This is a genomic window from Fictibacillus sp. WQ 8-8 (genome assembly GCF_024494405.1).
Taxonomy (GTDB): domain Bacteria; phylum Bacillota; class Bacilli; order Bacillales; family Fictibacillaceae; genus Fictibacillus_C; species Fictibacillus_C marinisediminis.
This window is the reverse complement of sequence record NZ_JAMXKG010000005.1, coordinates 166,444-185,974: the sequence shown is the minus strand read 5'-3', so window position 1 is coordinate 185,974 and position 19,531 is coordinate 166,444. Positions and strand designations below refer to the sequence as shown.

General features: G+C 43.5%; 20 protein-coding genes and 3 other annotated features. Of the genes, 17 read left to right on the top strand and 3 right to left on the bottom strand.

The features are described from left to right. Window positions 1-8 precede the first annotated feature (8 nt). The 12 genes from dnaI to M1K46_RS12800 all read left to right on the top strand — a co-directional run bounded on the left by dnaI (window position 9) and on the right by M1K46_RS12800 (window position 10,810). Window positions 9-947: a primosomal protein DnaI gene (gene dnaI / locus M1K46_RS12855; protein ID WP_256226272.1), complete on the top strand. Its 939-nt coding sequence runs from the start codon at window positions 9-11 to the stop codon at window positions 945-947. Window positions 948-1,065: 118 nt separating this feature from the next. Continuing rightward, window positions 1,066-1,920: a GRP family sugar transporter gene (locus tag M1K46_RS12850; protein ID WP_091004011.1), complete on the top strand. Its 855-nt coding sequence runs from the start codon at window positions 1,066-1,068 to the stop codon at window positions 1,918-1,920. Window positions 1,921-1,936: 16 nt separating this feature from the next. Then, complete coding sequence (locus tag M1K46_RS12845; RefSeq protein WP_256226271.1) at window positions 1,937-2,725, top strand: glucose-1-dehydrogenase; 789 nt, start codon at window positions 1,937-1,939, stop codon at window positions 2,723-2,725. A 166-nt stretch (window positions 2,726-2,891) separates the two neighbouring features. Beyond that, entirely contained in the window at window positions 2,892-3,998 is a 1,107-nt protein-coding gene (mqnC, locus tag M1K46_RS12840; protein WP_256226269.1) for a cyclic dehypoxanthinyl futalosine synthase, read from the top strand. Window positions 3,999-4,128: 130 nt separating this feature from the next. Continuing rightward, a complete protein-coding gene (locus M1K46_RS12835; RefSeq protein ID WP_053357608.1) occupies window positions 4,129-4,914 on the top strand; it encodes a basic amino acid ABC transporter substrate-binding protein in 786 nt (261 codons plus the stop codon). Between the two features lie 27 nt (window positions 4,915-4,941). Beyond that, window positions 4,942-5,601, top strand: a complete 660-nt coding sequence (locus M1K46_RS12830) for an amino acid ABC transporter permease (RefSeq protein WP_053357609.1) — start codon at window positions 4,942-4,944, stop codon at window positions 5,599-5,601. Between the two features lie 108 nt (window positions 5,602-5,709). Beyond that, window positions 5,710-6,567: a sporulation protein YtxC gene (gene ytxC, locus M1K46_RS12825; RefSeq protein WP_256226267.1), complete on the top strand. Its 858-nt coding sequence runs from the start codon at window positions 5,710-5,712 to the stop codon at window positions 6,565-6,567. Window positions 6,568-6,626: 59 nt separating this feature from the next. Next, window positions 6,627-6,852: a binding site (T-box leader), on the top strand. A gap of 49 nt (window positions 6,853-6,901) precedes the next feature. Then, window positions 6,902-8,833 (top strand): threonine--tRNA ligase, encoded by a 1,932-nt coding sequence (thrS, locus tag M1K46_RS12820; RefSeq protein WP_256226266.1) that lies wholly within the window; start codon window positions 6,902-6,904, stop codon window positions 8,831-8,833. 331 nt (window positions 8,834-9,164) lie between these two features. Beyond that, window positions 9,165-9,290, top strand: a sequence feature (ribosomal protein L20 leader region). Window positions 9,291-9,358: 68 nt separating this feature from the next. After that, a complete protein-coding gene (gene infC, locus M1K46_RS12815; protein WP_053357612.1) occupies window positions 9,359-9,862 on the top strand; it encodes a translation initiation factor IF-3 in 504 nt (167 codons plus the stop codon). A 25-nt stretch (window positions 9,863-9,887) separates the two neighbouring features. Beyond that, entirely contained in the window at window positions 9,888-10,091 is a 204-nt protein-coding gene (gene rpmI, locus M1K46_RS12810; RefSeq protein ID WP_053357613.1) for a 50S ribosomal protein L35, read from the top strand. 36 nt (window positions 10,092-10,127) lie between these two features. After that, window positions 10,128-10,487, top strand: a complete 360-nt coding sequence (gene rplT / locus M1K46_RS12805) for a 50S ribosomal protein L20 (RefSeq protein ID WP_053357614.1) — start codon at window positions 10,128-10,130, stop codon at window positions 10,485-10,487. Window positions 10,488-10,555: 68 nt separating this feature from the next. Beyond that, window positions 10,556-10,810 carry a DUF1294 domain-containing protein gene (locus M1K46_RS12800; RefSeq protein ID WP_062233929.1) on the top strand — a complete coding sequence of 85 codons (255 nt, stop codon included), beginning with the start codon at window positions 10,556-10,558 and terminating at the stop codon, window positions 10,808-10,810. A gap of 9 nt (window positions 10,811-10,819) precedes the next feature. On the opposite strand, the gene M1K46_RS12795 is transcribed toward M1K46_RS12800, so the two are convergent. Then, window positions 10,820-11,845, bottom strand: a complete 1,026-nt coding sequence (locus M1K46_RS12795) for a cytochrome d ubiquinol oxidase subunit II (protein ID WP_256226265.1) — start codon at window positions 11,843-11,845, stop codon at window positions 10,820-10,822. Window positions 11,846-11,865: 20 nt separating this feature from the next. Then, entirely contained in the window at window positions 11,866-13,212 is a 1,347-nt protein-coding gene (locus M1K46_RS12790) for a cytochrome ubiquinol oxidase subunit I (protein ID WP_053357617.1), read from the bottom strand. Window positions 13,213-13,372: 160 nt separating this feature from the next. On the opposite strand from M1K46_RS12790, the gene M1K46_RS12785 reads away from it, so the two are divergent. Together M1K46_RS12785 and M1K46_RS12780 are read left to right on the top strand one after the other, a co-directional pair. Then, window positions 13,373-13,966, top strand: coding sequence for a TVP38/TMEM64 family protein (locus M1K46_RS12785; protein WP_091004027.1), 594 nt, complete (start codon window positions 13,373-13,375; stop codon window positions 13,964-13,966). A gap of 98 nt (window positions 13,967-14,064) precedes the next feature. Continuing rightward, window positions 14,065-14,550: a dUTP diphosphatase gene (locus M1K46_RS12780; RefSeq protein WP_082316180.1), complete on the top strand. Its 486-nt coding sequence runs from the start codon at window positions 14,065-14,067 to the stop codon at window positions 14,548-14,550. A 36-nt stretch (window positions 14,551-14,586) separates the two neighbouring features. Here M1K46_RS12780 and sspI read toward each other — a convergent pair whose 3' ends face one another. After that, on the bottom strand, window positions 14,587-14,793 hold the full coding sequence (sspI, locus tag M1K46_RS12775) for a small acid-soluble spore protein SspI (RefSeq protein ID WP_053357619.1): 207 nt from the start codon (window positions 14,791-14,793) through the stop codon (window positions 14,587-14,589). Window positions 14,794-14,928: 135 nt separating this feature from the next. Here sspI and M1K46_RS12770 point away from each other — a divergent pair, with 135 nt between their 5' ends. The 3 genes from M1K46_RS12770 to pheT all read left to right on the top strand — a co-directional run bounded on the left by M1K46_RS12770 (window position 14,929) and on the right by pheT (window position 19,529). Then, window positions 14,929-15,693 carry a TrmH family RNA methyltransferase gene (locus M1K46_RS12770; RefSeq protein WP_053357620.1) on the top strand — a complete coding sequence of 255 codons (765 nt, stop codon included), beginning with the start codon at window positions 14,929-14,931 and terminating at the stop codon, window positions 15,691-15,693. An 81-nt stretch (window positions 15,694-15,774) separates the two neighbouring features. Beyond that, window positions 15,775-16,008, top strand: a binding site (T-box leader). 40 nt (window positions 16,009-16,048) lie between these two features. After that, window positions 16,049-17,083 carry a phenylalanine--tRNA ligase subunit alpha gene (gene pheS / locus M1K46_RS12765; RefSeq protein ID WP_053357621.1) on the top strand — a complete coding sequence of 345 codons (1,035 nt, stop codon included), beginning with the start codon at window positions 16,049-16,051 and terminating at the stop codon, window positions 17,081-17,083. 13 nt (window positions 17,084-17,096) lie between these two features. Then, window positions 17,097-19,529, top strand: a complete 2,433-nt coding sequence (pheT, locus tag M1K46_RS12760) for a phenylalanine--tRNA ligase subunit beta (RefSeq protein ID WP_256226264.1) — start codon at window positions 17,097-17,099, stop codon at window positions 19,527-19,529. Window positions 19,530-19,531: the final 2 nt, after the last annotated feature.

The following is a 19,531-nucleotide window of genomic DNA, read 5'->3' as shown; positions in this document are numbered from 1 at the left end:
GAACGAAAATGGAATCGATTATGGACGCCGTTAAAAAAATGGAAGGGTACGGTCAGCTTAAAAAGGAATATGACCGAATTAAGCAGCATGTACTCACAGATCCTTATGTTATCTCATTCCTGGAGCAGAACCCTGATTTGAATCAATCAAGCATTGAAAAAGGATTGACGAAGCTCTATGAATATTCCAAGGAAAAGAACCATTGTTCCAATTGCCCAGGGCTGAATCTTTGCCCAAACCTGATGCAAGGGTATCAGCCGGAACTGGCGGCAGAAAGAAATACGATCGAAATTTATTATGAAAAATGTTCGCTGAAAAAACAGGATGAAAAGCAGAAGTCGATGAGTGCCCTCATCCGAAGCTATTTTATCCCGAAAGATATCCTGCAGGCATCCTTTGACCGTCTTCACAGCATTGATCAAGACAGAAGAGAAGCGATTGGTGCTGCATGGGATTTTGTCAAAGCGGCTTCTTCTGGAGAAGGGGCGAAAGGGATTTACTTTTACGGCAAGTTTGGTGTTGGAAAGACCTATCTGCTGGGTGCGATAGCCAACGCGTTGGCTGAGCGGCAGATTCCTTCATTGCTCGTTCATACTCCCGAGTTTTTGCGGGAGATAAAAAGCAGCCTTTCTGACGGAAGTTTCAACGAAAAAATGGAGCTGCTCAAAACCGTTCCTGTCCTCATGCTTGACGATCTTGGTGCCGAAAACATGACAAATTGGGTCAGGGATGAAATCATTGGTGTCATACTTCAATATCGTATGATGGAGAGGCTGCCGACGCTGTACTCCTCCAATTATGATTTTACCTTGCTTGAAGAGCATTTTTCCTACTCGCAAAAAGGCGGCCTCGAGCAAGCAAAAGCAAAACGGATCATGGAGCGTATTCGCCATCTTGCCGTGCCGATCTTTATCGGTGGAGATAAAAACTTCAGAACTTTTCAGTAAAATAGATCTACTTGATTAACCTCTATCATAAAAGATAGAGGTTTTTTGTTTAGTCTGATGAATCTTCGGGAAGATGCAAATACTACCTATAGAATCAGCAGACAGAAAGGAAATGAATATGGGAATAATTCTTGCAGTCATCACAGCAGTTTGCTGGGGAAGCATTGTATTGGTCAGCCAAAAACTGGGGGGAGATTCATACAGCCAGACATTGGGGATGACCATCGGTGCCCTTGTCTTTTCGGTAATTACATTTTTTATCGTTCAACCTGATATGAACTCTCTTGTAATCATTGTAGGAGCGATTTCGGGTGCCTTATGGGTTGTCGGCCAACGGTTTCAATTTGCGACTGTTGATCACCTCGGTGTGGCAAAAACGGTGCCTCTCTCAACGGGTATGCAGCTATTTGGGACAACACTCTTTGGCGTACTCGTGTTTCATGAGTGGAAAACAAAGACAGAGATCATTATTGGAATCATCGCTATCGTTGTTATCATTTTAGGAGCCGTCTTTACATCGATCAGGGATAAGAACAACAAAGAGGACGGCAGGACCAATTATAAAAGAGGTTACCTTATCTTGCTGCTATCCACCGCAGGCTATGTTGGCTATGTGGTTATTGTCAATTGGTTTAAGGTTGGAGGATGGGAAGCGATACTTCCACAGGCAGCGGGTATGTTTATCGGCGGTTTACTTCTCACTTTTACAGGTAAACCGTTTAATAAATTTGCTGTAAGAAATATTTTAACCGGAATTCTATGGAGTACAGGAAACATCACTTTGTTGCTTTCATTGCCGAAGATTGGTGTAGCGACAAGTTTTTCGCTTTCACAAACGGGAATCATCATCTCCACTCTCGGCGGAATTTTTATTTTAAAAGAAAAGAAATCAAAACGGCAGATCATCTTCGTTATTGCAGGATGTCTACTTATTATCGCGGGCGGTGTTATGCTCGGGATTACAAAACGTTAAGGAGCGGATGAAAAACATGTTTACAGATCTAGAAGGAAAAGCAGTCATTATCACAGGAGCGAGTACAGGAATCGGAAAAGCCTGTGCCCAACGTTTTGCAAAAGAAAAAGCAAAGATCACTGTAAATTATTTTAGTGAAAAGGATAATGAAGTGGAAGAACTTCTCCAGGAATTAAGAGATCTCGGCGGAGAAGCGATCGCCGTTCAGGGAGATGTGACAAAGGAAGAAGATATTAAAAATCTGGTCGAACGCACAGTGGAATCCTTTGGAAGACTGGATATTATGATTAACAACGCGGGGATTGAAAATGAGGTTCCGTCGCACGAGCTATCTCTTGAAGATTGGAATAAGGTTATCTCCACGAATTTGACGGGGCAATTTCTTGGCTGCCGTGAAGCAATCTCGTATTTTCTGAAGAATAACATTGAAGGCAGTATTATTAACATGTCGAGCGTTCATGAGATCATCCCTTGGCCGCACTTTGTGCACTACGCAGCGAGTAAGGGCGGTGTAAAGCTCATGACTCAGACGCTAGCGATGGAATATGCACCAAAGAAAATCAGGGTAAATGCCATTGCGCCAGGTGCCATCAACACACCAATCAATGCCGAAAAGTTTTCAGATCCTGGCAAAAAAGCGGATGTAGAAAAACTAATTCCATTGGGCTATATTGCTGAACCTGACGAAATTTCTTCTGTCGCCGTGTGGCTCGCTTCCAAGGAATCAAGATATGTAACAGGACATACGCTCATTGCTGATGGAGGAATGACATTATATCCTTCTTTCCAGGCAGGCCGTGGATAAGCCTTAAATAATTAAGATGAAACGAACTAAGACAAACCGGCTTGCTCGGTTTGTCTTTCTCTTTTATCATTGCATTCCTGCAGCTGTATTCATTTCGCAAAATTTTTTAAAATGTGATAGGATAATAGAATGCTACATAAGATGTCCGTAACTGGAGGTAATATAGATGAGCATTGATGCGATTTTGCAGAAAGCCCTTGATGGTACACGATTGACCGTTAAGGATGCTGTTGCTCTGTATGAGAGTGATGAAGTTGAAAAAATGGGTGAGGCGGCCGACGTCATCATGAAGCGGTGGCATCCAGAACCGATTACTACTTTTGTTATCGGGCGAAACGTGAACTATACCAATTTTTGTGATACATACTGCCGTTTCTGTGCATTCTACCGTCCGCCTGGAAGCAAGGAAGGTTATGTGCTGGATGATGAAGTGATCTTCCAAAAAATCCGGGAAACGATCGATGTAGGCGGAACAGAGATCTTGATGCAGGGTGGAACAAACCCGAATCTGCCGTTCTCTTATTACACTGATCTGCTCCGCAATATTAAAAAGCGCTTTGATATTACGATGCACTCCTTCTCTCCGGCTGAGATCTGGAAGATGGTCGAAGTTTCAGGCCTCTCACTGGAAGAAGTCCTAAAAGAGCTGAAGGATGCAGGACTTGACTCTCTGCCTGGCGGCGGAGCCGAGATCCTTGATGACCGTACGAGGAAAAAAATCAGCCGCTTAAAAGGATCATGGACAGAGTGGATCGACTGCATGAAAACGGCGAAGAAAGTCGGTCTTCATTCCACGGCTACCATGGTTATCGGTTTCGGCGAGACCTTTGAAGAGAGAGCATTGCATCTTCAGCGTGTCCGTGATGCTCAAGATGAGACCAACTGTTTCTTAGCCTTTATCTCATGGACGTTCCAGCCAGATAACACGAACTTAAAGGGTGAGAAAACAACGCCAAGAGAATATCTTAAAAATGTGGCAATCTCACGCCTCTTCTTGGATAACATTTCAAACTTCCAGTCTTCCTGGGTGACGATGGGACCTGAGGTCGGCAAAAAGTCTCTTCATTACGGCTGCAACGACTTCGGAAGCACGATGATGGAAGAGAACGTGGTCTCAGCTGCCGGAACGACCCATAAAGTCAATACGAATCTGACACTGCGCCTTATACGGGAAGCGGGTAAAATCCCGGCACAGCGCAACACCAAATACGAAACGCTGCGTGTGTTCGACGAAGAAGAAACCGCAGAAAAAGACTTTGTCATGCAGAACTGATAGAAAAACATAGAATCCCGGCCTTTCTTGTAGAGGGCTGGGTTTTTTTGCACAATTAATTATTGGAATATTCTCATTTTTGATAATTTTGTTATAATAAAGAGGATTACATAATTTAAGGGGGACAAAGATGAAAAAAGTAGTGTTGTTATTATTGCTTGGGAGTTTGCTGACATTGGCAGCATGTGGAGGGAAATCCACGTCAGGAAGCCCGTCTGAGAAATTGGTTGTAGGAACAGACGCTGCATATGCTCCATTTGAGTATTTAAAAGATGGGAAGATTGTCGGTTTTGATGTTGATTTGCTCAAGGCCGTTATGAAGGAAGCAAAGCTGGATTATAAGTTGAAAAACACAGGATGGGATCCTCTGTTTACCTCTTTACAAAGCGAACAGGTCCAGGCTGGTATTTCAGCGATAACCATTAATGATGATCGAAAAAAATCATATGACTTCTCATCTCCATATTTTGAGTCCATTAATAAGATTCTTACAAAAGAAGGGTCACCGATAAAAAGTGTGGATGATTTAAAAGGAAAGAAGGTCAGTGTTCAAAATGGAACGACCGGACAAGCTGCCTTGGAAAAGAAATTTGGGAAAGAAAATACCAATGTCAAAAAATACGACAGTAATGTGTTGGCTATTCAGGCACTAATAAGCGGTGAAGTGGATGCGGTTGTTGCTGATAACACTGTTGTAGATGAGTATGCAAAAAACAATCCGGACAAAAAGCTCTCAGTCGTAAATGATAAAACAAACTTTGAATCTGAATTCTATGGTATTGCTTTTCCTAAGGGCAGCAAAGATAAAGCAAAAGTTGACAAAGCTTTGAAGAAGGTCATTGCTGATGGAACCTACACCAAAATTTATAAACAGTGGTTTAAAGTAGAACCGAACCTGGATGTGCTGAAAAAATAAACCTACTCAGAATGACCGGAGGAACACATGGATTTCTATAAATTTGATCTCGTAGAGAAGTATTTACCTTTTTTTATTAAAGGAACATGGGTTACGATCGAAATTTCAGTTGCGAGCATTATTTTCGGAACCCTCTTGGGACTATTCATCGCACTCGGAAAAATGTCTTCAGTCCAGGTGATTCGGCAGCCGTTCATTTGGTATATAAACTTTTTTCGGGGAACACCGCTACTTGTTCAACTTTTCTTGATTCACTTTGCGGTCATGCCGCTTTTCATGAAGCCTCCTATTGCACTTGTTTCTGCCATTACGGCTCTCTCCTTAAATGCAGCGGCCTACATCGCGGAGATCTTTAGGGCGGGTATCCAATCTATTGATAAAGGCCAGACCGAGGCAGCCCGTTCGCTGGGGATGACGCATAGACAGACAATGAGGCATATTATCATTCCTCAGGCATCTAAACGCATGATTCCTCCTTTAGGAAATGAATTCATTGTTTTAATTAAAGATTCTTCACTGGCAGCCGTCATTGCGACTGAAGAACTGATGTACTGGGGAAGAGCGATGATGGGAGAATACTATCGTCCTTGGGAACCTTTTTTGACGGTAGCGCTTATTTATCTGATTCTTACTCTTACGTTGACACAACTGCTAAACTTTCTTGAACGCAAATATGCACTGGATTAACCGGCAGCAGGGAAACCTGCTGTTTTTTTATTAATCTTTTAAAAGAGTTCATTTTTCATGACGTTGTCCCATATAGTGTAACATCGAGTGTTTGGGGGAGGGACAGGGTTGGCAGAACTTATATTTGCAGATCATGAAGAATGTAACCAATTACAAAAGGAACTGAAGCAGATGGCTCGATCACTTAACATAAAACCTTCCTTTTTAGAATCCGAAAGCCGTTCATTATTATTGAATACAAAAGAGCATCTGGATTCAATTGTTCAGGTGCTGGCTTGCTATACTCGTAAAAAACTGGAGGAATCACGAATCCTGTTTTTTATTGAACATTTTTTTTATTTCACGGATAAGCAGGAGCAAGCAGAAATTGCAGCGATCGCCAAGGAATTTATCGAACAGGAACGGGAGGAAGTGCCGGCGGTAAAAGATCTGGATACGTGCGATTATCATGTGAAAGAAGCCTGGAGAAAAATCTTAACCGAAGAAGGGCTATCATTTACATTTGAGTCTTTTGTACAGTTCCGTTTACGGGAGTACCTTGATCTTCTACAAATTTACGTCGAATGTGCGATCGATGAATACAAACTCGAGCTTGAATACCAGTCCTTCATCGATCAATTGCGTAAGTGTGCAGCCAATCAGCCGTTTCTCACAGCCGAGGTTCACGTGGCCTTCGACGGTAAATTTAAGCTGTATGATGAGGAATACCGGCTATACAGTGAAAAAATGCTTCAGCTTATGCATGAAAGAGCATTGGTTCTGACCAAGGAGTTTAATCTCGACGAAAAAGTGCTGGGTCCGATCATGGGTTTAGCTCCGGAAGTGTTGTATTTGTACCTGGAAGAAGAAAATCACGGCATGATACATACATTGCAGAACGTATTCCAGGAGAGACTGATTAAAAGGCCCCTTCAGCTGTTTTATGGTTCAAGAAACAAATTTATCGAAAAGATGGACGGTAGATAAGGATTGCTCTTGATTTTGCAGTATAGTATGAATATAATAATTGTATAAATTGGATACCAAAATCAGTAAAGATAAGGACAACGGATATTTTTTACGGTTTATAGAGAGGGATGCCTGAGGCTGAAAGCATTCTAACACGGAAAAATGTCTTACCCCCTTTGAACTTCAGCGGTGAAGGTAGAGTAATCGCTGACGGCCCAAAGCCGTTAAATCTTGACCGAGTGCCATTGCAGAATCCTGCAGTGGAACAAGGGTGGAACCACGAGTACAACACTCGTCCCTTTTTGTGGACGGGTGTTTTTTGTATTTTATTTTGAACAAGGAGAGATTATGAATGACAGACATTAAGCTTACTTTTCCTGATGGTTCTATCCGTGAGTATCCGAAAGGAATCACTGCAGAACAAGTAGCAGAATCCATCAGCTCCAGCCTGAAGAAAAAGTCCGTTGCCGGTAAAGTAAACGGGGAATTGTACGATTTCACACGTCCGATCGAGGCGGATGCATCCATTGAGATCGTTCCACAAGATTCACCTGAAGGACTCGAGATGACACGCCACAGTACAGCCCATTTGATGGCACAGGCGATCAAACGCATCTATAAGGATGTCAAACTCGGCATCGGGCCAGTCATCGAGAACGGTTTTTATTATGATATCGATCTTCAAGAAGCTTTAACACCGGAAGATTTGCCTAAGATTGAGAAGGAAATGAAAAAGATCGTAAGCGAAAACCTGCCGATCATCCGAAAAGAAGTGACCAGGGAAGAAGCCATCGCGATTTTTGAAGGCATTGACGACCATTTAAAATTGGAGCTCATCCGTGATCTTCCGGAGGATGCGGTTATTACCATTTACGAACAAGGCGAGTTTTTTGACCTTTGCCGCGGGCCGCATCTTCCATCCACTGGAAAAATCAAGTCCTTTAAATTGATGAGCATCTCAGGCGCTTATTGGAGAGGAGACAGCGATAACCAGATGCTTCAGCGCATCTATGGAGCAGCTTTTCTTAACCAGAAAGAGCTGGATCAGCATCTTGTCTACCTTCAAGAGGCGAAAGAGCGAGATCACCGGAAACTTGGAAAAGAGCTGGATCTTTTCACTGTTTCCCAAAAGATTGGACAAGGTTTGCCGGTCTGGCTTCCAAAGGGTGCGACGATCCGCCGTATCATCGAGCGTTATATTGTCGACACAGAAGTAAGACTTGGCTACGACCATGTCTACACTCCTCATCTAGGCAGTGTAGAGCTCTATAAAACATCAGGACACTGGGATCATTATAAAGAAGATATGTATCCTGCGATTGAAATGGACAACGAGCAGCTTGTTCTTCGTCCGATGAACTGTCCGCATCACATGATGGTGTTCAAGAACAGCATGCACAGCTACCGTGATCTTCCAATCCGTATTGCTGAGCTTGGAACGATGCATCGCCATGAGATGTCAGGAGCATTGGCTGGCCTTCAGCGTGTCCGTTCCATGACATTGAATGATGCTCATATCTTTGCCCGCCCGGATCAATTAAAAGATGAGTTTATCCGCGTAGTAAAGCTCATCCAGCGTGTGTACAAAGACTTTGGCATTACAGAATACAGGTTCCGTCTTTCTTACCGTGATCCTGAGGACAAAGAAAAATACGTAAACAACGATGAGATGTGGGAAAAAGCACAGGCTCTTCTTAAAGAAACTATGGAAGATATGGACTTGGATTATATAGAAGCAGAAGGGGAAGCCGCGTTCTACGGGCCGAAGCTTGATGTTCAGGTGAAGACTGCGCTCGGAAAAGAAGAGACGCTGTCTACTGTACAGCTTGATTTCCACTTGCCTGAACGCTTTGACCTAACGTACAAAGGAAGCGACGGAAAGGATCACCGTCCGGTCGTTATCCACCGCGGAGTCGTTTCCACAATGGAACGTTTTGTCGCCTTCCTGATCGAGGAATACAAGGGTGCGTTCCCGGTATGGCTTGCTCCTGTACAGGTACAGATTATTCCTGTATCCACTGTTCATGAAGAGTACGCAAGAAAGATTAGTGAGGAACTGCTGGAAGAAGGCATTCGCGTCGAAGTCGACAACCGCGATGAAAAGCTGGGATATAAAATCCGTGAAGCGCAAATGCAAAAAATCCCATACATGCTCGTGCTCGGTGATCAGGAAATTTCCGATCAAGCCGTCAACGTCCGTAAATACGGTGAGCAAAAATCAGAAACTGTATCCTTTGATGCGTTCAAATCAAGCATTCTTGAGCAAGTGAATAAAAGAGGATAAAATTAGAGAACTGCGAATTCATTCGCAGTTCTTTTTTTTGCAGCCCCTTAGCGGTGCCTGGCACCCTGTTTACATAACTGAGTTTTAGCGGGTAAAGCCTGATGTTTTGGAGGGTAAATCCTTCATTTCGGCGGGTAAATATCAATTTTGGCCTGTAAATTGATTTTCCCTTCTTTAATCACTTGAGTGCGAGGAAAAAACTATTTTAGTGCTTGCAAAACAACAAGTAGTACTGTAAAATAAATTCTGTTGTGAAGAACAAAGAACATTAGTTGACAAGAGGTTCTTGTCAATGGTATATTAATTTAGGTAATTAAATAAGTTGAGTTTCGAACAAAAGCAGAAGCACCCGCTTCTCACCTGATCAACGCATTGTGCTGTTGGCTGGTCAACCGAACTTTCAGAAATGATGATGAGGTCGTGTGGGTGCAGTATGTGCCGACGCTTTTTTTATTTGTTTACAAAGTGCTGAGTTAATGACTACTCACATAAATTTCTTGGAGGTGACTTACTATTAGTAAGGACATGTCTGTCAATGAGGGCATACGTGCTCGTGAAGTAAGACTTATCGGGGCTGATGGCAGCCAGCTAGGGATTAAAACACGTCATGAAGCTCTTGATATTGCGGCAAATGCCAATCTTGATCTTGTACTTGTTGCACCAACCGCTAAACCGCCAGTGTGCCGTATCATGGACTATGGTAAGTTTAAGTTTGAGCAGCAGAAAAAAGACAGAGAAGCACGTAAGAATCAAAAGATTGTTACAACGAAAGAAATTCGCTTAAGCCCTACAATTGAGGAGCATGATTTTAACACAAAGCTTAAAAATGCCCGCAAGTTCCTTGAAAAAGGCGATAAAGTGAAAGCAAGCATTCGTTTCCGGGGCCGTGCCATCACGCACTCCTCGATCGGAAAAACTGTGCTTGAAAAATTAGCTAAAGAATGTGAAGACGTTGCTACGGTTGAAGTTCGACCAAAAATGGAAGGCCGAAGCATGTTCCTCATTTTAGCACCAACAACCGAAAAATAATTACTTTCCAGGGAGGAATCCAATCATGCCTAAAATGAAAACACATAAAGGTGCTGCAAAGCGCTTCAGAAAGACTGGAACAGGTAAACTTAAGCGTGCACGTGCGTTTACAAGCCATATGTTCGCTAACAAATCTACTAAAGCCAAGCGTAAACTTCGCAAAGCGAAGATTGTTACAAGCGGAGATTACAAACGTATCCGTACACTATTAACTTACAAGAAAAAATAATAATAACTGATCGTATATATCTAGGAGGGTATTAAAATGCCAAGAGTAAAAGGTGGCTATGTGTCACGTCGTCGTCGTAAAAAAGTATTAAAGTTAGCTAAAGGTTATTTCGGATCCAAACATAAGTTATTTAAAGTTGCTCAACAGCAAGTTTTCAAATCTCTTATGTATGCATACCGTGACCGCCGTCAAAAGAAACGTGATTTCCGTAAACTTTGGATCACTCGTATCAACGCGGCAGCTCGCACAAACGGTCTTTCTTACAGCCGTTTAATGCATGGCCTAAAAGTTGCAGGCATCGACATCAACCGAAAAATGCTTGCTGAAATCGCTGTTTCTGATGAAAAAGCATTCGGTGAACTTGCTTCTAAAGCAAAAGACAGCCTAAAAGCATAAATTAAGAACCAAAAAGCCATTTTCCATGAAGGAAATGGCTTTTTTCTATAAAAGGAGATTTAGTTTGTATGATCTACATTTATTTAATTCTCGTTAACGTTATTGCCTTTTGGCTGATGCATCATGATAAGGAAGCGGCCAAGGCAGGGAAGTGGCGGACGCCGGAACGCCGCCTGTGGCTGTTTGCGATCATAGGAGGCGCCTGCGGGATTTGGGCAGGGATGGTGCAATTTCGGCATAAAACAAAGCATCCAAGCTTTCAAGTCGGAGTGCCATTGCTTGTGCTTGCCGACATTTTCATCATTGCCAGGTACTTCATTTAATCTGCACTCTTAATCCTGCTGCAGATAGCGTTTATCCTTAAGGAAGAGCCTCCAAAACACATAAAAGCCGGGAGTAAGGATCGCTAAACCAACAGCATACATGATCATGAGCGAATAGAACGTTTCTTTCGCTGTAAAGGCATCGTATATGGTCAGGCTCGGATAAACGATGTAAGGCAGGTGAGCCATTCCATATCCGTAACTCGCCAAGCCGTATTGTGCGACAGTTGCGAGCAGAGCCACACGGGGTTTACCTGCTGCTTTCCCATCTTTGTTACTGAGCCATAGAGAGGCATAGCCCACGATGAATGCCAGGGTGGAAAGGATGAACCATATCCTTTGATCATACAGATTATCGAGCAGCCACCCGGCCTCAGGCTGTATGACCAGCAGTGTGATCACAGCAGCAAGAAGGGTGGAGGGGCCAAGAATCAGTACGTTCCCCCTGTAGAGCCTATAGGCGCCTTCTTGTTTAGAGACCCTTGAGTAATCCGCGAGAAACAAGGATGACAAGAACAGTTCAGAAGTAAGCCCGAACAAAATGTACATATATAAGGAAGGGCTCGTAAACAGCTTTCCAAGGAGAAGGGTATCTTTTCCGTTCATACCTTCAATAAAACCACCCTGGCTTACAGGGAGTACCGTGATCAGGAGTGCCGGTATCAAAACTCCGCACACACCGGAAATAAAGAACATCGTCTTTCTGTATCCTTGAACGGAATAAGAAAAAACCATAAAGGCACTCCGTATGGAAAGCAGAAACAAGATCAGCGAAATCGGGATCAGCAGCACGGTTCCGAGTGTAAAGGCGCCTTTCGGAAAAAAACCGACAAAGGCGACTACGAGAAGAACAAGAAAAACATTTGTAATTTCCCAGGTCGGTGAAAGAAATCGGTTGGCTATTTTTCCTGCAAAGGTCCGATGGTCATTGTAGATCATCGCCCAGAATCCTGCCCCGAAATCAATCGATCCAAAAATGCTATAGATGAAGATAAAGGTCCATAAGACCAATATGGCAATAACTTCTTCGTTCATTATGCTCCCTCTTTCGTCATTTAATAGCCAGAGTATTTTTCAAAGTCCTTGGATACCGGATGCCGTTTAAAATAGCTTGTAAGAATCAGGATCGTCAGGACGCTCAGAAGCAGGTAGAGACCGATGAACAATAGAAACAAGGGAGCAAGATTTTCTGATTGTGTAGCTGCTTCTGCTGTGGTCTGGACCCTGTAAATCGTCCAGGGCTGTCTTCCGCTGCAGCTGAAAATCCATCCGAATTCGATGCCAAGCATGGAAAGTGGACCGGAAAAGATTAAGGTGAACAGAAGCCATTTTGGAAAAGGCTTCTGTTTTCTTTTGCCGTAATACCACCAGAAAAACAAAGCGACTGCAGCCAGTCCCAACAGGAAAAACCCAATCCCAACCATGATATTAAACAGGGTGTGCACATAAAAAGGAGGCCAGGTTTCACGCGGGAATTCATAGAGGCCTTTGACTTCGGTATCAAACTTGCCGGCAGCGAGCCAGCTGAGCATCCATGGGATCTCAATTCCATATTTCACTTCTTCTGTTTTGGGATCGGTGAAACCTCCGATCGCAAGAGGAGCATATCGCTGGGTTTCAAATAAGCCTTCGGCTGCGGCTAGCTTCTCGGGTGAGTGTTCATGCAGGATCTGTGCAGAGTGATGACCTGAAAAACTTGAAATCAATGAAAAAATCAAACCAACGACAATGGCCATTAAAAATCCTTTTTTATGATAGACAGATTCTTTCTTCGTAAGATTCCCTCTTAAAAGCTTATAAGCCCCTACAGAAGCCAGGGCAAAACCGCCAGTCATATACGCAGTCACTGATACATGGAAGGCTGTTGAAAGAAAACTCGGATTGAAAAAGGCATCCCATGGATTGACATCATAAATAGTGCCGTCCTTTGTAATCTTAAATCCGTCAGGTGTATTCATCCACGTATTGACAGCGGTGATTAGAATGGCGGATGCTACAGCTCCAAACGCCACCAAGATGACAGAGATGATCCTGAAATACTTTGGCAGCCTGTCTGCTGCGTAAACGTAGATGGACATGAACAAAGCTTCAATAAAGAAGGCGAAAAGTTCAATCTGGAAAGGAAGCGAGATAACCTTTCCTACAATCTCCATAAAACCTGGCCAAAGCAAAGAAAGCTGGACCCCGACGATCGTTCCTGAAGGGATAGCCACACCGAGCAGAACAGCAAAGGCCTTTGTCCAGCGTTTAGCCATTATGGCATAATCATTGTCTTTTTTTACTTGATGAAGAATTTCTGCGATGACGATCATGAGGGGAATACCAACACCAAGCGTTGCAAAAATGATATGAAAGGCAAGAGACGTTCCGAAAAAAGCACGAGCCAACACGACTGTATCCATGAAAACCACTCCTCAACCTAATGGTTATCTGTAAAAGAAAACCAGCTTTTCTAATCTTTAACCTGTCATAAAAGTTATGGAAATATTCATGGATCTGGAAGAAGGAAGAGCATAACTGCTCGTCTTATGTCATAAGATGGCGATAAAGGAGGGTTGAATCATGCAGCATGAGCTCACAGAGATCCTTGGAATTTTGAAGTTTGCAGGTATTTTTGCTCCTGTCTTTTTCATTCTGCTCCATATGATGAGGCAGTTTCTTTTTCTGCCAGTAGGTTTGATCTGTATGGCAGGCGGGGTCTTGTTCGGGTCGGTTTATGGGACGCTTTATTCGATAATCGGCATTACCCTGTCCAGTTTGCTGTTCTACGGACTGCTGAGAAAAATGCCGAAGTCGCTCAACCGGTTCATGAAAATCAAGCGGAAAATCGTAGGCAAACGAATGCCGTTCTCATTGGGCCAAATCGCAATTTTAAAGCTAATTCCTTTCATCCATTTTTCCCTGCTCTCTCTGTTTGTCCTGGAGATAACGAAAAGTTTTAAGGAATATACAAAAGCAAGCGTGGTATCCAACGTTCCGCTTGCCTTCATGTACTCTACGTTCGGCCATTATATCTTTCATCTCTCTGTGGTTTGGGGAATCGGAATTGCAGCCATGATGCTCGTCCTGTTTCATCTCCTCAGAAAGAAAGAATGGATTGTCAAATGGGAGGACTTTTTTGAAAAAAAAGAGAATACACCTGCGAAAAGTGCATGATAACGCGATCCAGCCTCAGGGGACTCCAACCTGGGGTTTTTTGGTGTGTTTTTAAGGAAATCATATGTTTGTTATAATGAGCGAAAGGAGTGGATATCGTGGGTTTTAAAGAACTATTTGAAATGCAGAAGCATCTGAATGATCGAATTATACAAGAGCATGGTTTACATAACGATGACCTTTATGATCAGCGTCTGCTCGCCCTGCTTGTCGAGCTAGGGGAGCTGGCCAATGAAACCCGTTGTTTTAAATACTGGAGTGTTAAACCTGCATCATCGGACAGTGTCATTCTTGAGGAATATGTGGACGGACTTCATTTTATCCTGTCGGTTGGGCTTGACATGGGGATGGATGATATAGAAATCCATACAGTTGCAAGCAATGAAGACCTGACAGGCCAATTCCTATCACTTTACCGGCTCATCAGCGGCCTGCAAGGCAAAAAAGACAAAACCCTGTTTAGCCAATTGTTTTCTGAATTCATTGGCCTCGGCCAGCTTCTTGGCTTTTCGGTAGAAAATATCGTGGATGGTTACTACAAAAAGAATGAAATCAATCATCAGCGTCAGGATGAAGGGTATTAAAAGTAAAAATCCCGGGAGGATCTCCCGGGACTTTTACTATTTCAAACCGCTGGAAAGGGTTGAGAGCATTTCTTCTTTTTTCTGGTTGTCGGATTCTTTCCAGATCACTTCAAACAGTACACCAAGACCAGGAAGCATTTTTTCTTCACCGCTTTGGATCGCATCAACGATTGTACTTTCCAATTGTTCTTTATTGTTTCCGGAAACATTGGCAAGAACTGCTTTACGGATATCGATATCCATCATTATCACCTCAAACAGATTTATTTCATTAAGTTTGTGACTATTTCCTAGTTTTTATTAAGGGCCGATGGATTATGTATCATTTTGAAGATATAATAAAAAAAGTTGAAAGAGATTAAAGGATGGTTGAACCAAATGAAACGGATTGAATCAGAACAAAATGCCTCCATAAAACAATGGAAAAAACTATACACGAGAAAAGAACGGGATAAATTAGGACAATACATTATTGAAGGGCCTCATCTGATTGAAGAAGCAATGAACCATAACGTCCAGATTGCTCATCTGATTATAGAGGAATCCTACCCGATGCCGAATGAATGGGAACAGCTTCGCCTGGACCCATGGGTAGTTTCTAAAAAAATCATGGGAATCCTAAGTGATACTGAACATCCGCAGGGAGTTTTGGCAATTTGCCGTATGAGTTCAAAGGAGTTACAAGTAAAAACCGGCGGAAAATACCTGCTTGTGGACGGCGTTCAGGATCCTGGAAACCTTGGTACAATAATTAGAACCGCAGACGCTGCAGGTCTGGACGGGATTGTGCTTGGTGAAGGAACTGTCGATGTTTATAACAGCAAGGTTCTTCGCTCTACACAAGGTTCGCTGTTCCACCTTCCCGTTGTAAAAGGAAATCTTCAGGATTGGATCGCAGCGTGCAGACAGAAACAGGTACCTGTTTTCGTTTCTGCACTAAAAGGTGCCCAATCATTGCATGACGTGCAATCTTCAGGAACGTTTGCGCTCGTTGTAGGAAACGAAGGCAGCGGAGTGAGGATGGAAATTATGGAATCCGCAGACCAGCTTGTCTATATCCCGATGTTCGGGAATGCTGAATCACTAAACGTTGCTGTTGCGGCTGGAATCATGCTGTATGAACTTCAGAAGAACAGGAAATAACAAAAAGGAATACATTATAAAATAGATTGGCAATTGCACAGATAAGGAAGTTCAACTATAATAAGAAGACAACTGCATGAATAAAATGCATCGATGGAGAGTAGTAAATAAGAGCTCGCCGGCAAAGGGAGGAAACACCTTGACTGAAAGTGTTTCTCCGGTAGAATTTATCGAATTCGCTCCTGAGCAGTCGCCTGAACCTACAAGTAGGGTGGACCGGACCAAGTCCGTTATGAAAACGAAGTGAACAAGTATGATGGCGTTGGCCTGAATTCTTGATTAATCTGGGTGGTACCGCGAATCCTCGTCCCTTTTATGGACGGGGTTTTTTTATTTCTAAAGGAGGCAAGATGTTATGCAGGACCGATTGCAGGCATTAAAGGAAGAAGCATTGGTGAAAATTCAGCAAGCAAATGAGCTGAAAGAATTACAGGACATCAAAGTATCTTATTTGGGTAAAAAAGGGCCGATCACAGAAGTACTGAAAGGGATGGGGAAACTATCTCCGGAAGAACGTCCTGTTATTGGGGCTTATGCGAATGAAGTAAGGGATGCGATCACAGCTGCGCTTGATACGAAAATCAGCCAGATGGAACAGGCTGCTATTGAAGAAAAGCTGAAAAAAGAATCGATCGATGTTACACTTCCGGGCCGGCCGGTCAGAAAGGGGAACTCCCATCCGTTAACGGCAGTCGTTGAAGAGATTGAAGATCTTTTCTTAACGATGGGCTTCACGGTGGCAGAAGGCCCTGAAGTGGAAACCGATTATTACAATTTTGAAGCACTGAACCTTCCGAAAGGACATCCGGCAAGAGACATGCAGGATTCATTCTTTATTACAGAAGACATTCTGCTTCGTACACAGACTTCTCCGGTGCAGGCAAGAACGATGGAAAAACATCACGGAAGAGGCCCGGTAAAAATAATTTCTCCGGGGAAAGTGTACAGAAGGGATGACGATGATGCGACTCACTCTCATCAGTTCATGCAGATCGAAGGACTTGTCGTCGATGAGAATGTCCGCTTGAGTGACTTAAAAGGTGTTCTTGAAACCTTCGCTAAAAAAATGTTCGGCGAAGAGCGCAAAATCCGATTGCGCCCAAGCTTTTTCCCATTCACAGAACCGTCTGTCGAGATGGATATTTCCTGTTTTAAATGTGGTGGAAAAGGCTGCTCGATCTGTAAGCATACTGGCTGGATTGAAATCCTTGGAGCAGGTATGGTCCATCCGAACGTATTGGAGATGGCAGGCTTCGACTCAAAGAAATACACAGGGTTTGCATTTGGAATGGGCCCTGAACGGATTGCGATGCTGAAGTATGGCATTGATGATATCCGTCATTTTTACACAAACGATCTTCGTTTCTTAAAACAATTTAAAAAGGCATAAGGAGGGGAAGCCTGTGTTAGTTTCATATAACTGGCTGAAAGAGTACGTAAATATTAATATCAGTGCTGCAGAGCTTGGTGAAAAAATTACGAAAAGCGGAATTGAAGTAGAAATCGTGGAATCCCTCAACAAAGGGATTACAGGAGTGGTCGTCGGACATGTGCTGGAATGTGTTCAGCATCCAAATGCCGATAAACTCCGTGTCTGTAAAGTCGACATCGGTGAAGAAGACCCGGTACAAATCGTGTGCGGTGCTCCAAACGTGGCTGCTGGCCAAAAAGTGCCGGTAGCGCAAGTAGGTGCTGTACTTCCTGGAAACTTCAAGATTAAGAAAGCGAAACTTCGCGGAGAAGCGTCTCATGGAATGATCTGTTCACTTACTGAACTTGGTGTGGAAACGAAATTGGTGCCGAAAGAGTATTCAACAGGGATTTTCGTTATGCCTTCCGATGCGGAAGTTGGCAGCGATGCCTTGAGTTATTTGAACCTGGATGACTATGTTCTTGAACTCGGATTGACACCAAACCGTGCCGACTGCTTAAACATGATTGGTGTGGCTTACGAGGTTGCTGCCATTCTAAATGAGGAGCTTCGTCTTCCTGAAGTTTCCGTAGATTATACAGCTGAAAAAGCTTCAGATTATATTTCGGTAAAAGTTGATGCAAAAGAAGATAATCCTTACTACGGAGCCATGGTGATCAAGAATGTTACGATCGCGCCATCACCTCTTTGGCTGCAAAACCGTTTGATTGCAGCAGGAATCCGTCCAATCAATAATGTGGTCGATATAACGAACTACGTATTGCTCGAATACGGACAGCCGCTCCACGCCTTTGACTATGACCGTTTCGGATCAAAGGAAGTAGTTATCCGCCGGGCGAAAGACGGAGAAGAAATTGTGACGCTTGATGATGCAGTACGAATTTTAAACAGCAGCCATCTTGTGATCACCAATGGAGAAGTACCTGTTGCTGTGGCCGGTGTAATGGGCGGAGCAACATCAGAAGTTCAGGAAGATACGACGACTGTACTGCTGGAAGCTGCTTATTTTGAAGGACAGCGTGTAAGAGCAGCATCCAAGGATCTTGGACTTCGAAGTGAAGCAAGTGCACGCTATGAAAAAGGCATCGACCGCAACCGTGTATATGAGGCTGCTCAACGTGCTGCTTCCTTAATGGCGAAATATGCCGGAGGAGAAGTGGCAGAAGGCATCGTAGAAGATGGCGAACGCTTGGTAAGTGAAGGAAGAGCTGAAGTCACCCAAACAAGGATTAACAGCTTGCTCGGAACTTCTATTGAAAACGAACAGATCAGTGAAATCTTTACGAGACTTCGTTTCCAATTTGAGGTACAAGGAGAAACATTCAAGGTTACCGTTCCAGCCCGAAGGCCGGATATTACCATCGATGCGGATCTTGTAGAGGAAGTGGGAAGAATCTACGGTTATGACCGTATTCCGACAACGTATCTTGTAACGGAAGGCCGTCCAGGAGGATTGAGCCCCTATCAGGCAGCTCGCAGAAAGGTTATGCGTTATCTTGAAGGCGCCGGGCTCTATCAGGCTGTAACATATGCACTGACGACTCCTGAAAAATCAACCAGTTTCTCTTTTGTGAAGGAGGAGCAGGAAAACGTTCAAACCATCTCGGTTTCCCACCCGATGAGCGAGGAGCGCAGCACTCTTCGCAGTACACTGATTCCGCAGCTTCTTGAAGTAGTGCGCCACAATCATCACCGTTCAATTGATGATGTAGGTGTCTTTGAAATCAGTTCTGTCTTCTTTGCCTACGAACAGCAGATCTCTGTTCTGCCTGAAGAGAAAACATATCTCTCCGGTGCACTGACAGGCTTGTGGAATATCCATCCTTGGCAAGGTGAAAAGAAGAAAACAGACTTCTTTGTTGCAAAAGGAATCCTTGAAGGGTTATTCGAAGAACTCGGATTGTACAGCCGTATCACCTTTGAAAGCGAAAGTTTGAAAGGGATGCATCCTGGAAGAACAGCAGTAATTAAACTCGACAGCATCACCATCGGCTTGATCGGCCAGATTCATCCTGGAACTCAAAAAGAGTGGGATTTAAACGAGACGTACGTGTTTGAATTGGATCTGGATCAGCTTATCCAGGCCACGGTAGAACCTACCGTTTATCACCCGCTTCCTAGATTCCCTTCCATTACACGGGATATTGCATTGGTGGTTGATAAGAACCTGCCTGCAGGAGACTTAAACACTGTGATTTATGAAGCGGGAGGAGCTCTCCTCAAGGAAAGCAGCCTGTTTGATCTGTACGAAGGAGAACATATGGAAGAAGGCAAAAAATCACTCGCCTTTTCTTTGAAATATTTTGATCCGGAACGTACACTTACGGATGAAGAAGTGACAAAAGCTCATGATAACATCCTGCGCAGTCTGGAAGAACGTTTTGGAGCTGAGCTTCGAAAATAGTA

Bases quoted from the DNA above. Each gene is read 5' to 3' on its own strand.
- mqnC (WP_256226269.1), top strand. From the start codon at position 2,892: ATGAGCATTGATGCGATTTTGCAGAAAGCCCTTGATGGTACACGATTG.
- M1K46_RS12770 (WP_053357620.1), top strand. From the start codon at position 14,929: ATGAAACGGATTGAATCAGAACAAAATGCCTCCATAAAACAATGGAAA.
- infC (WP_053357612.1), top strand. From the start codon at position 9,359: ATGTCTGTCAATGAGGGCATACGTGCTCGTGAAGTAAGACTTATCGGG.
- M1K46_RS12845 (WP_256226271.1), top strand. From the start codon at position 1,937: ATGTTTACAGATCTAGAAGGAAAAGCAGTCATTATCACAGGAGCGAGT.
- M1K46_RS12785 (WP_091004027.1), top strand. From the start codon at position 13,373: ATGCAGCATGAGCTCACAGAGATCCTTGGAATTTTGAAGTTTGCAGGT.
- M1K46_RS12830 (WP_053357609.1), top strand. From the start codon at position 4,942: ATGGATTTCTATAAATTTGATCTCGTAGAGAAGTATTTACCTTTTTTT.
- M1K46_RS12835 (WP_053357608.1), top strand. From the start codon at position 4,129: ATGAAAAAAGTAGTGTTGTTATTATTGCTTGGGAGTTTGCTGACATTG.
- rpmI (WP_053357613.1), top strand. From the start codon at position 9,888: ATGCCTAAAATGAAAACACATAAAGGTGCTGCAAAGCGCTTCAGAAAG.
- sspI (WP_053357619.1), bottom strand. From the start codon at position 14,793: ATGGATATCGATATCCGTAAAGCAGTTCTTGCCAATGTTTCCGGAAAC.
- M1K46_RS12790 (WP_053357617.1), bottom strand. From the start codon at position 13,212: ATGGATACAGTCGTGTTGGCTCGTGCTTTTTTCGGAACGTCTCTTGCC.
- rplT (WP_053357614.1), top strand. From the start codon at position 10,128: ATGCCAAGAGTAAAAGGTGGCTATGTGTCACGTCGTCGTCGTAAAAAA.
- M1K46_RS12850 (WP_091004011.1), top strand. From the start codon at position 1,066: ATGGGAATAATTCTTGCAGTCATCACAGCAGTTTGCTGGGGAAGCATT.
- M1K46_RS12795 (WP_256226265.1), bottom strand. From the start codon at position 11,845: ATGAACGAAGAAGTTATTGCCATATTGGTCTTATGGACCTTTATCTTC.
- thrS (WP_256226266.1), top strand. From the start codon at position 6,902: ATGACAGACATTAAGCTTACTTTTCCTGATGGTTCTATCCGTGAGTAT.
- dnaI (WP_256226272.1), top strand. From the start codon at position 9: ATGGAATCGATTATGGACGCCGTTAAAAAAATGGAAGGGTACGGTCAG.
- M1K46_RS12800 (WP_062233929.1), top strand. From the start codon at position 10,556: ATGATCTACATTTATTTAATTCTCGTTAACGTTATTGCCTTTTGGCTG.
- pheS (WP_053357621.1), top strand. From the start codon at position 16,049: ATGCAGGACCGATTGCAGGCATTAAAGGAAGAAGCATTGGTGAAAATT.